This window comes from Ruegeria sp. CDSA077 (genome assembly GCF_059612265.1).
The window spans coordinates 40,329-53,061 of record NZ_JBXWQG010000020.1; the positions used below are offsets into that span (position 1 = coordinate 40,329).

5 protein-coding genes and 4 pseudogenes are annotated in these 12,733 nt (G+C 52.4%); 3 read left to right on the forward strand and 6 right to left on the reverse strand.

Features of this window, described 5'->3' with window-relative positions:
* Positions 1-584: 584 nt before the first annotated feature.
* Entirely contained in the window at positions 585-1,640 is a 1,056-nt protein-coding gene (locus AC2FLE_RS20720) for a helix-turn-helix domain-containing protein (RefSeq protein WP_496699450.1), read from the forward strand.
* A 211-nt stretch (positions 1,641-1,851) separates the two neighbouring features.
* On the opposite strand, the pseudogene AC2FLE_RS20725 reads toward AC2FLE_RS20720, so the two are convergent.
* From AC2FLE_RS20725 to AC2FLE_RS20735, 3 pseudogenes are all read right to left on the reverse strand, one after another.
* Positions 1,852-2,044, reverse strand: a pseudogene (locus AC2FLE_RS20725) (IS5/IS1182 family transposase); the annotation flags it as partial.
* A 52-nt stretch (positions 2,045-2,096) separates the two neighbouring features.
* A pseudogene (locus tag AC2FLE_RS20730) lies at positions 2,097-2,558 on the reverse strand (IS6 family transposase).
* Positions 2,550-2,795, reverse strand: a pseudogene (locus AC2FLE_RS20735) (IS6 family transposase); the annotation flags it as partial. The pseudogenes AC2FLE_RS20735 and AC2FLE_RS20730, both read right to left, overlap by 9 nt.
* Positions 2,796-3,945: 1,150 nt before the next feature.
* On the opposite strand from AC2FLE_RS20735, the gene AC2FLE_RS20740 reads away from it, so the two are divergent.
* The gene (locus AC2FLE_RS20740; protein ID WP_496699452.1) at positions 3,946-7,812 is read left to right on the forward strand and encodes an autotransporter outer membrane beta-barrel domain-containing protein; all 3,867 of its coding nucleotides are present in this window, start codon (positions 3,946-3,948) and stop codon (positions 7,810-7,812) included.
* 85 nt (positions 7,813-7,897) lie between these two features.
* A complete protein-coding gene (locus AC2FLE_RS20745) occupies positions 7,898-8,350 on the forward strand; it encodes an invasion associated locus B family protein (protein WP_496699454.1) in 453 nt (150 codons plus the stop codon).
* Positions 8,351-8,496: 146 nt separating this feature from the next.
* Here AC2FLE_RS20745 and AC2FLE_RS20750 read toward each other — a convergent pair.
* The 3 genes and pseudogenes from AC2FLE_RS20750 to AC2FLE_RS20760 form a co-directional block, all read right to left on the reverse strand.
* A pseudogene (locus AC2FLE_RS20750) lies at positions 8,497-9,176 on the reverse strand (IS6 family transposase).
* 528 nt (positions 9,177-9,704) lie between these two features.
* Entirely contained in the window at positions 9,705-10,037 is a 333-nt protein-coding gene (locus tag AC2FLE_RS20755; RefSeq protein ID WP_496699455.1) for a YegP family protein, read from the reverse strand.
* 132 nt (positions 10,038-10,169) lie between these two features.
* Positions 10,170-11,180, reverse strand: a complete 1,011-nt coding sequence (locus tag AC2FLE_RS20760) for a Hint domain-containing protein (protein ID WP_496699457.1) — start codon at positions 11,178-11,180, stop codon at positions 10,170-10,172.
* Positions 11,181-12,733: the final 1,553 nt, after the last annotated feature.

The window sequence follows — 12,733 nt, forward strand, 5'->3', positions numbered from 1 at the left end:
CGGTCGACATCGGTCGCCGCATGATGGAGCTTCGCGAGGGGAGCCTTTCAAATGTAGACGACGCACTGAGCTGATCCAACGGTGCAACATCTTCAGAGCCATTAAGACAGCTCACTTGATCAGGAAAGGCCAAATCTCTCACGAGGGGCGTGACGCCTTTCAGCTTTTCGCCGAACTCGGAGCCTGAATCTGTCCAGCAAATGGCTTACCTGAAACGTCAGCAAATATTTGCGATGTAACCATTTGTAAGGCATCTACCGTCGCTCGCGTCAGAGTAACCGTTGGCGATGCCGCGGCTCGGCGATCCATGCAGCAACACCGCAATACCCTAAAGATGTAAGAGAAAAGCACATTTCTTTTCCCCATTAACGTTTCCTTCAGCAACGATAACAGGAGCCGAAGTTGATACCTTCTCCCTGAAGAAGATCAAACGGATGCATTGATGACCGCTATGAAACTAGATGCTGTAGGTGCCCAAAGTCCCGGGACTTCCCGCGAGACGCCATCCGTCTCGCCATCACTTTATCTGCCCTTCTTGGCGCCTTCATTGAGTTGTTCAGGTTGTGATCCAGCGAAGGAACAAAATGAAAAACGAGCCGGAACCGCAAGCAAATTCGATTGGCGAAACACAGCTGCCACAGCGATGGGCGCACACCTTTTACAACATTGACGAGCAAGCAGCCTGTTTGACGGGGTATAAACGGCAGTGTCAGCAAATGAGTGCTGGGCTGTATAAAGGACGTTTTGAAACGGTCAGCATCGATTCGGAGTTCGACCTAAATTTCGAGACCTTTAACCAAGAAATGGACCAATGGGGAGAATCGCCCTCAGACCGCTACGGATTCGCCTTCCTTTCCCACAGAAATTTGGAGGCTGCATTTGGCAGAATCACCCTTACCGGCAATCATATTCTTATCATTCCGCCCGGCAAATCATTCGAATGGAGGGCGCAAGCCAATGCCAGATTCTGTGTTGCAAGCGTAGACAAATCGGCCATTGAAGATACTCTTAGGGGCACTCTCTTAAGGAGTGATGTCTGCAAGCGGATTGCGACGTCCACACAATTCTTTGAGCATCCAGTTGTTCTCAAACATCTTCGTGAATCCGTGGCGTTTCTAGTACGATTCGCCACAAAAGAGTATCAGATTGCCTATCCAGGTGTCTTTGAGAGCTATAAACGAGCGCTTGTTGATCATTTGGTTGGCATCGCATCAGATGCTCATGTTGCCACATCTCTTTTAGAGGTCGGGAAACAGACCCATCGGGCGCGTCTTGCTGGCATAGTTCAAAGAGAGATCCGGGATAACCTTGGCTTAGACTTTGCACCACAGGAAGTAGCAGATCGTCTCGGTATTTCTCGGAGATCTCTCGAGATAATATTCCGAGAATATTTCCAGCAGAGCCTGTTGGAGTACAACAAAGCTGTCAAACTCAACGGCTTCCGCTCTGCCTTGCTAAAGCCCGAGAATCGCGGACTTACCATTGGCGATATAGCAGCGCAGTTCGGTATCTGGCATTTAGGCAGACTCGCAAGCGATTATCGGAAGTTTTTCGGTGAACTTCCATCTGATTCACGCCAGCGCTTGAGAATAAACCAGGATATTCGGTCGAAAAGCCTTAAACCTTTTTGTCGTTTTTGAGGTGAGCTTTGTTGCGCAACAAAAGTTCGGGTTTCACATAGTCTAGGGGTACAAACCTGACATCATGTCCCAAACGACCGATCTCACGCCTCCAGTAATGCGCACTTCCGCCAGATCAACTGAGCGATTGGCCGGGGACATCAACGAGACCTTGTAGCCAGCCTTTGCAACTTCAATGGCGCAGCCCCGGCCAAGCCAAGGATCTCAAAGAGGTCTTCGCAATATCACGAGCGACTTGGCTGGCGTCCTTATGCTCTTCGCGGGTGATCTTGCGGGCATCTGCGTTTGGGCAGCACTTGGCGTTGGACGGGCAAGCCTGACAGACTTCCTGCAAGGCACGGTACCGGGCTGTGCCTTTGCCCGTCGGACCTCGGTTCGGAATAGCTCCGCCGGAACTGCTTCAACAGCATTGCCAACTTGTTTGCCCGCTGCTGACGGCGGTCTGGTCTGCATCTGTCAGGCGGTCATTTCGAGAGCGTAACCGTCCCAGAGGCCGAAAGCATCGGTTCTGGCGTGACGGTATGAGACGGTGGAGAGTTGATAGCGGCGGGGTCGAAAGACGGTGTTGATCTGGTCGTGAGCGGCCAGGAACCTTTGCGCTTGCTTTGGCGACTTGAAGCGTCCCATGAGCTTTTCACGCTTTCGAGTGGGTCTGTATGATCCTTCGATCCGATTGTTCAACCCTTTGTGTGCTCGGGTGATCCGCACCCGGCGCAAGATCGCGGATCGGCTTGAAATAGCTTCGCAACTTATCAGTGATCACAACACGGGGCACGCCGAATTGCGAAATCAGCCGCTTCAGAAAGTGCCGGGCTGCCATGGCGTTCCGCTGTGGTTGGACGAGAATATCAAGGGCATCCCGTTCGCATCCACGGCCCGCCAGAGCCAGCATTTCTGACCGTTGATCGGGATGACCACTTCGTCCAAATGCCATTTGTCGGTTGCCCTTGGCCGGTCCCGCCTGATGCAATTCGCGAAATGGCCGCCAAAGCGGTTGACCCATTGCCGGATCGTTTCCCGGCTGACCGTCACGCCACGTTCCGCGAGCAGATCTTCAACATCAGCGGTGCTGAGCGCAAAGCGATGGTAGACCCAGACGGCATAGGCGATGACCTCTCGCGGAAAACGAAAGCCCTTCAGGCGCGTGATTTTCACAATCAAATCGCCGAAGAGAAAATAGCATCAAACGCGCTCAAACGCATGACATCTCTCGGTCGTGCGGCGTATGAACACGCCGTCTGAAGTTTTGGGGTAAAGGGCATATTCGTGTCAGTCCTGATCCATGCAACACATTCTCGTGGATCTAAGTTAACGGGATCGGCGTCACTCGCGTGAGATCGTACTTGTCGCCTTCTGACAGAAGACGCAAATTGTGTATCTGCCTTTTCAGTAGGTTGGCGCCCTTCTTGATTTCGTGGCGAGCATTGCGATGGGTCAGATGCTTATCTTCGCAAATGGGATAAGAAAGGCCGTATTGGGAATTTCTTAGCAGACTTCATCCTCTTTAATCTTCGTATTTCGGATAACGCTCAACCTGCGAGCCTCTTAAACTCGAATTGACGGAACGTTAAGGAAAGCACCAAACTAAGGTAGAGTTTTTTGGGCATGACAGCTCAAGAGTTATCGGGGACAGCGGGTTTGAATATCCAACACGGTTTCAGAACAATTGTCGAGTGTACCTTTTGCAGGGCTCCAATTCCACTGAGATTCTCAAAACGCTCGGCCCGGAGCCCAATGGCGTGGCTCGGGGGTCCACCAAATGCCACCCCGTCAAGCTTTCTTCTTTCAGTGCAACCAGGGGTGTGCGGTCAAGAGCAATGGACAAAATCGCATAAGTCTTTTGCTGATGAATGCCTGTCTAGTTGTACCATGACATTGGCATTTCCCAGTGACATTCAGCACTTACCAGGCCGATCCTCATGCAATCATAGATTGAGAGCAGCCCGGTTTTCTGTTTTGCGCTTTCCCTCAAACCGGTCACTGAGACCCAAACAAATTGGGGCGGGGTTCATAAGCCACGTATGTGGCTAAAAATTGCCACATTAGTCATAATATAATAAAATACAGTAAAAATAGGCAAGTATATTTCACTACTAGGTCGAAATCTGATATATTATTGCCTGCGCGAAGGGAGGGGTAACTGTTTATGGTTAATTGTCACGTCGCCAGCAAGTGCCGATCATCCATTGTGACTACGTCTGCTGGTTGGCTTTTAAGTTGTGCCTGGCCAGTTTGGTCCCATGCCTCCCCATTGAACAGCCGTCTCGCCTTGATGATAGGTATCAGCGCGGGATCACTTCTGTTCTTGGCGACCCCAGACACGGCCCATGCTGCGTGTCTCGTCAACGGCACCACGTCGAGCAATAACGGGACCAACGGAAACGATGTAATGGTCTGCAATGATGCGAATGATCCGGGCGGCGCGCAAGTTCTGCCTGGGCCTGGCCACGACCGGGTGGAGATCAGCGGCGACATCGTAATCAGCACCGTCCGGGTCAGTCCTGGGCATATGCGTCACACGGATACCATTGTCATGACAGGCGGGACCGTCACCGGAACAATTTATACTGCTCACGGGTTCGATTCCGTCACCGTGAGCGGCGGGAGTGTCGGCAGCATCAATACCGCTACAGATTCCGATACAATCATGATTTCGGGCGACGCAAGGATCGTATCAAACATCTCTAGTGGCGGCAGCAACTCTGGTGCCCCAGAGAGAATAACGGTTGGCGATAACGCAATTGTTGGCGGATCAATCTTCGGGGGGAGGGGGAACGACGTCATTACTATCAACGACGATGCTCTCATTATGGGAAATGTCTTTCTGGGCCTCACCAATGGATCTGACGTGCGGAACAACACTTTTACGATCAATGGCGGCACGGTTGAGGGTAGTGTCAACGGCGCGCAAACCAGAGACTTCATCACCATGAATGGCGGCACTTTAACAGGTTTGGTTAACGGACTGGCCGGAAACGACCAATTCATTTTGTCAGGTTCAACTGTCCTCTCTGATATCGACGCGGGAGCTGGAAACGATACCTTCACTTGGACCGATGGCACTCTTCAGGGACAGTTCTTTGCCGGAAGCGGAAACGATACGGCGACCATCAGCCTGACGACCAGAGACGTGGATACTGTGATCGATGGTGGAACCGGCACGGACAGCTTCCGTGTGATCAATGCCGATACCAATGTTCAGGCTGCAACCATTCGCGGTTTTGAACGGGCCCAGTCGATTGACTCGGTCGTGGTTTTCGACACGTTGATGCTGAACGGAGTGGACGCCCCCGGTGACAACAATGCAGCAATGGATCTGGAGGTCACCCGCGGTGATGTTACGCTGAGCAATGGCAGCGTACTGTCAAACCTCTTGGGATCTTCGGGCAGCGAGATTCTGACGATCACGGGCACGACGGCCGTCTCAAATTCGATCCAGGGTGGTGGCGGAGCGGATACGATTTCGGTGCTGGGCGATGCGGGCGTGACCGGCAGTGTCAGCGGCGGCAGCGGGGGCCATGATTCAAGTGGCGGCAGCGATGCCGGTGATACCATTACGATCAATACAACCGGCACAGTAGGATCGGTAGCAGGCGAGGCGGGCGATGATATCGTCGGCCTGCTTTCCGGGACTGTTGGTTCTGTCACAGGTGGCTCTGGGGCCGATGCGGTTACGCTGGCTGGCGGAACTGTTACCGGCAACATTGATGCCGGAACCGGCGATGACGGCTTCATCTGGTCTTCCGGTACACTGGCCGGTTTCAAAGGCGGCGACGGGTCCGACATCGCGACGGTAACGGCGGTGGAATATGATGGATCGCAGATTCTGGACGGTGGCGACGATGCAGATATTGCCGACGGATTCATCGATGCACTGACCTTTGATGGTGTGACCGGGACCGTCAACGGCGCCACGATCGTCAATTGGGAGATCGTAGGTGTTGCCAATGGGGCAGACGTTGTGATCAACAGCCTGGTCACGTCGCAGCTTACCGCCTGTGGCGGGTCGGTGACACTGGATGGGGCCAGCGCGGCCAACGATGTGGATGGCTGTATTGATGACGATGGCATCGCGATCTCCGGCGCCACGGTGATCGCCAACGATGTCGACGGGGCGGGTGGTTCGGATACAATCACCGTGTCTGGTGATGCGTCGGTGACCGGCGCTGTCCGGGGCGATGGCAATGGTCAGGACGCTTCTGCTGCAGCTGATACTGCCGACACAATCATGATCAACACCTCTGGCGCTGTGGGCTCGGTTCATGGAGGTCTGGGTGAGGATACGATCGGATTGCTGTCCGGGACTCTTGGCGTGGTCTCCGGAGACGGCGGGAACGATGCGATTACACTGGATGGTGGGACGGTAACGGGCAACATTGATGCCGGAACCGGCGATGACGGCTTTCTTTGGTCTTCGGGCACGGTTGCCGGTTTTCAGGGCGGAGACGGTTCGGATGTGGCCGTTGTTACCGCTGCCGAGTTTGATGGAACACTGGTACTGGATGGCGGTGACGATACCGATGCTGCGGACGGCTTCATCGACGCGTTGACATTGCAAGGCCTGAATGTCACCGTGAATTCGGGAAGCGTTGTCAACTGGGAAGCTGTCACCGTTCTTGATGGCACAGTTGGCTTCGGATCTGACTTCACGGTTGGCAGCGGATCGGGAATGGGATTGATTGCCGGAACCAATGGCGTCATCAGCAGTTCAGGTGATTTTAACCTGACCGGTGACCTGGAAACACTTGCGGGTGGTACCTATCAAAACCAGTCCGGTGCTGCTGCCCTGATCGAAATCGTGGGAAACATCCGCAATGCTGGTGCCATAAATGTTCAGGACAGGGTGACCGGCGACACAATTGCGGTGAGTGGCAACTATTCTGGCAGCGGTGCATTGCAGCTGGATGTCGATTTTTCTGGCGATACCGCTGACACGCTGGTGATCGCTGGTGATGTCGTCTCGGGTGGAACAACGATTTTTGTCGCAGATATCTCATCCGGTGCGGCGAGTGGAAATGATATCATGCTTGTCGATGTTCAGGGCACAACATCCGACGGCGATTTCCAACTGGTAGGCGGGGCTGTGGATGTCGGCGGCATGGTGTATGGATTGCAGCGGGTTGGGTCTCAGTGGTTCCTGCAACTCCAATTGCTACCTGCGAACGTTGTCTATGAAGTCTATCCGCAAAACCTGCATGCCCTCAACGAGTTGGACAGCTACCATAGCCGGGTTCTTGGCCGTACCTGGCTTGCTGGCGGCGACCCACTGTGCAATGATGAACGACAATTGTCGACCCACGGTAAACCACTGTGCGGAGATGCTGGACTCTGGATGAAATTCACCGGCTCCGTGTCTGATCTTGATCCGGATTTCTCTACAACCGAGATGGATTTTGGAGGTTCCGAAATCAATTACGATTTCCACTCCACGCGGTTCGAACTGGGCTTCGACAAACTCCTTGGTGAGTACAACCGTGGTAAGCTTGTCGGCGGTATCTGGGCCTTTTATGGATCTGCGTCCCTGTCCGGTTCCTCAACGGTCGCAAATGGCAATGTGGACAGCGATGCCATTGGTATTGGTACAAGCCTGACCTGGTACGAGGACTCAGGCATCTACGCCGATGCGCAGTTTCAATATGCTGAATTCAAAAGCAACATATCCGCCGGCGGCGTTTCCCAAGTATCGGACAACAAAGGGTCCGGTTATGCGGCATCGCTTGAGATCGGCAAAACCTTTGAACTGGGCCGTGCTTTTTCGATCACACCAGAAATGCAGTACCTGTACTACGATGTAGACTTCGACAGCTTTACCGGCGCAGGTGGGGAAGCAGTCTATCTTGAAGACGGCACCACATCGGAACTTCGGGCGGGTGGAACGTTGGAGTATCGGCCCGGTGCAGGTGACTCTGTGAACAAACGATATTATGCAACTGCCAATGTTTTTCACAAGTTCGACGCGACAACTGTGGTTAACTCTGCTGGCTCGCCCTTGATCAACGAAGCGCGCGCCTGGCGCGGTACCATCGGCCTCGGTGCGTCGCGCGAATGGCTCGGGGCAAGTGGCGCACGCTCGTCGATATTTGGTGAGGTAACAGCTGGTTCTGAGTTAGGGTCTGGTTGGAATTCGGGAAGTACGCTGAGTGGCAGCTTCGGTTTCAAGGTGGAGTTCTGAGCAGATGCGCTGTATACTATCACACTCTCACCGGTTCGGGCTTCTGTTTGCAGCGGTCGGGCTGTGCGTAGTTGTGACAGCAAGCTTGGCGGAGGAACCCAGTTCTCTAACTGAAACATATGGCAGCTGGACGGTGCAGTGCAAAAAGAACGTTGCTTCCGAGGCCGAGAGTATCGGACGACTCTGTCAGGTTTCGCAGGAGTTAATTCAGCCCGATACCGGGAACCGGATCATTTCGGCTGCGTTTACGACGGATCCTTCCAAGATCACCCTCATCACGCCATTTGGCCTGCTGCTGAGGGAAGGGGTCCGGCTGTCAGTGGGGGAGACGGACTTGCCGGTCGCCTCCTTCACGACCTGTCTTGCCTCCATCGGTTGCGTTGCAGAACTACAGTTGAATGCCGAAGAAGTGGCAGATTTGCGAAGTTTACAAACACTCGTTGTGCTCATGGTGAGCCGTACCGGTCAGAAACTGCAGGCGAACCTGTCCCTTGATGGCTTTAACGATGCGGTAAAAAGATTGGGGAGCATTCAATAGCGTTAGGCGGACAGGTACCTTTCCACACTAGGCCGTGTCATGTTCTGTTGTTCAGCATGATCATTGGGGATAACGTATCCACAGTTGGGAAAGGTTTTGTTGCAAAGATTTGAGCCCGTTGAGTTGTTTCAGCAATCGCTTGTGAGTCAGGTGACGAGCTCAGCGAACTGCTGAAATGGGCAGAGTCCGGGCGTGAGTTGTCCCTTGCGGATCATGTGCGACACTTCGATTCCATCGAGCGTTGCCGCCGCTGAAGCGAAGGCTTTGAACCCTAGCATCGGTCGAGTGCGTCTCTTGATGAAACGGTGGTCCTGTTCAACAATATTGTTCAAGTATTTCCGCCTCACCATCTCAATTTGGATCGGGCAGCCAAAGCCCTTGAGCATTTTGTTGATGGCCTTGATGCCGGCGGTGTTGGCACCGCTCTTGTCGATCACAATCTTCCTAGGCAATCCATTGACCTCCAACATCCTGGCGAAGAACTTGGTGGCGGCTGGCTTGTTTCGACGTCGTGAAAGCATGAAATCAAGGGTTTTGCCGTGCTTTTCGACAGCTCGATAGAGGTAAACCCACGCGCCTTTAACTTTGGAGTAAGTTTCGTCCATTCTCCACGAACGATAACATGGCCCTTTGCGGTGACGTGCTGCCTCAGCGATTGCACCAGAATACCGTGTTACCCATCGGTTCAACGTGGTGTGGTCCACTGAAACACCGCGCTCGGCTATGATTTCTTCCAGATCCCGGTTTGACACGCCGTATCGGACATAGAAAAACACCGCGAACAGGATCACATCGTCGGATATTGCGCGCCCTTGAAGGAAATCATGAACTAACTTTCGGCTGATTTTACCGAAAGTCATTCATCCGCAGCATCTGACCTCGTCAACAGCAAAAAGTTTGCAACAGATCCCGCCCTGCTGCCGTGGAATTACTCCGCCCAGGTGTGATCGGAGCAACGCTTACCGTAAGCCGGAGGTTTTCCGCTCAGCTATCTGAGGAAATAGCACCAAATCATTTTGAATTAACACTGAAAGATTGGAGCCTCGGTAAATGCCTGACTTTGATTTTGGAATCTATCGGCTCACCAATATTGGTGGTACCAACGGTTTCCAATATGGCGGCTAAGTAACCGTTCGCAATGACAACGGTATTCAGGACAATATTTTCAACGATATCGAAACATCGCAGCGTAGCGAATGGTATGGTGACCAGAGGATTGTTGCCTCCAACATCACCGAATTAGACATGGTAGATAGCCTCACCCATATATCGTATCGATTACTACGAAGCGGATTTCGAGGCGGCCAGCAAGTGGCGAATGGTTGACGTACACAGGCCACGCCTGCTGCCCTCTTCAGGTCAGATCTTCGACGCGTGCTTCAGGAGCATTGCGCTTAACGGATACAATACCGTTGTCCCGAGCGGATGCGCTGGTATAGCTTTCGCTTGTCCCGATAACCTGTCCGTTGCTGGCTTTAAGGTTGAACATATACCCACCGGATTTGGTTTCCTTGCGTTCGTACCTGTCATCATTCGGCGCGTTTGTCTTCACAGATGTGATACCGTTTTCCGCACTGTTTTTTTGAACATAGCCCTCACTGGCCAGTATGATTTCGCCATTCCCGGCCTTCAGCCTAAACCGATACTCCCCAGCCTTGTCTTCGAAGACTTCAAACTTCCCTGCCATTTGATCTACCTCATTATTGTTGAACCAAAAATCAGAACGACGTTGCAATGTTTAGCAAGCGGTCACAAAGTAAAAGTTGCGGCGGCGCTGTCGCGTTTCCGATCGGGTCCCGATGCATTGGAGTACGCAATATCACAGCTGGGCCACCATTGCTTTTTGGTTTTGCGCATGGCGTCTTACCAAATTGCGAACCTGCTTGCCTTTAGGTGGAACGAGACGCGCTAAAGAAGGTGCGTAGTCTGGGGAGGAAATCTCCGGAAAAAGAAAGAGAACTTCTTCATATGCCTCCACACCGAAACTCGTCAACGCCATCGGCCCTGTAAACAAGCTTTCCGACGGTGCGCCTTCCGCAAAGACGATTTCGTGATGGTCAAACAACACATGTAAATAGGTGACCGATTGAGCGCTGTCATCAACGAAAATACCCGGCAAGGCAACAAGCTTATGCGCAGGGATTAGTACCTCCTCATCACCGAACATCCGCTTCGCAATCGGTGACCGGACAAGCATTCGATGTTGCGGAGAAACAAGCAGGTCGCGACTGGGCAACCCGTCACCCAGCGCATCCGCGTTAATCCGAATTGGTAGCAACTTCGGTTTCAACGCGAGGTCTTCAGAATTCAAACTCCGGGACCCAATCCAGCGAATGGGCTGAAGACCATTGTCCAACGTCACAACTTCGTCACCGACACAGAGAGTTTCAATAGGGCGGGGGCCGTTGATCGTCTCAAGTGTCGTGCCCGCTGAAAAACACGGGACAAGTGTATCAACGTCGACGGAAGAGCCGTTATCTAGGATGGGCCCAAATGTGAGCGTTGTGTTGAGTGGTGGGATCGATCCGCCAATGAAAGCAATGAAGAAGCCATCCTCGGCATTGACACCGTTGCTCGTCCCGTCACCGTTGATATCGTAGTCAGCGATACCAATCTGGTATGTGTTAGTGCCATCGTTGACTTGAATTGTGTAATCCCAAAAAATGGCGTTGCCCAGATATGTCTGGGTCGGGTCATTTGGAGTCTCGTTTATGACGTTGTCACCATCGACGACGGTTCCATCCGAGCCGTCCGTGATGGTAATCTGGCTATAGGCGCTGATCTCGAATGTTGAACCGAAAGTAGCGAAGCCAGCAGCGGCGTCGGTCATTGTCGTGTCAGTACGAAAGGCTCCGAATAAGTTTATAGGCATCGGGTTATCCTATTGTCTTTCGAGTTTCTGGTTCGTTTTGGTCGCGACCTTGGCACATAGCGGGATATTCAAAGAAAAAAGCCGGTCGGTGAACGGCTCCTTGGTCGATAGGAGATATGTCAGAACTGCGCTTCCAAGCGTCGCTTTGAGAAGAAGTTGGAGAGCGGGTAATTGTCGATTTGCGTGGGTTTCATTGGGGTATTGTGCCCCGCATTTCCAACAGGAACGGTCCTCTCTGGAGGTCAGGTAAATTCTGCAGTTCCTGCAAATGCCGAGTTCACTGGCGCCATCGGACGTAACCGCGCTTGTTTGTGCTTTTTGGCCTAACGCTCGAAATTGCCTGCAATTGTTAGATTCCATTTTTTTGCGTAGTCCCTCATTAACGCAGAGTTGGTCAGCTGCAGGAATTGACACGCCTTCAGGAGCCCAAACAGCCCGACCCCAGATCGTTAGCTGGCGGTGTATAGCTAACAAATTACAGTTACCTGTGGTGCTTCCAGTTCGACAGGGGCGGTCTCAAGAAAGGCCGGGCCGCATCCGGATGAGCCTGCGGCAAATACGAATGCGGCTACCATTGCCGTGCGCCGGATGTTCGTCCCTATTAGGTTCAAGTAGGTGAGTGGCAAAAGTGAGTGAGTGGTGGCGGTAAGTTGTTGGAATGTGCCGGCATCTCGACACTTGCCAAATCCATCCCTTGGCGACGGTCGATATTCGTGGGGTTCAAATTGTCTCCTTTGGTTGGCGTTGCACCGAATGGAGGGGGTCGGGCCGTAGCCACAATTCGGTGCAACGCTGGGATATGCCGGGGGCGCATCTTTGGTTAACTGGTGGTGGTGTGTTTGGCAGGCAGCTTTGGCCGAACGGCGAAGCCAACTCCTAGTATTCGTTGTAACTCTCTATCCATGTCGATACTGGTTACTCCTAAACTCGTCTCACGGGCACGAACACCAACGCGAATAAAACTTATCCCTTAACCTTAAGTATAAATGATTCGCTTGGAGGACCGTTATCCGGGATGCGAAGCAGAATGAATTCTAGTTTTTGGCAAAATAGCGCGAAGACCGGCACGCTTATCCGATTTGCGAAAAACACCCACACAATCCTAAAAGGTAAATTTGACATTACTTAAATATCGATCGCATTTTTTACTAATTTGTTACAAAAATCACTGATTACAATTGAACGCGAAACCCTTTGATTGTTCACGGTTACGTGGTTTCTTACTTGACTTAGACCAAATTACCGTCCTCACGGCATTAATAAAATCAAAATATACAGCCCGAAGCTCTTTCGGAAACATGGATGTGTCGCAAACATTTGGAACGGTCAAAGTCAGCGACTTACTGGATACACCTATCCTGCGATCTCGGCGAATAGCTGAAAGCCGGAAGTCGTATCACTTGAGAATTGCCGCTTCCGGATCATATTGGCGATTTCGATGCCGTCCAAAGTGGCTGATGCGGATCTGAACGATTTGAACCCACACATATGCCGTACACGACGCTTGATAA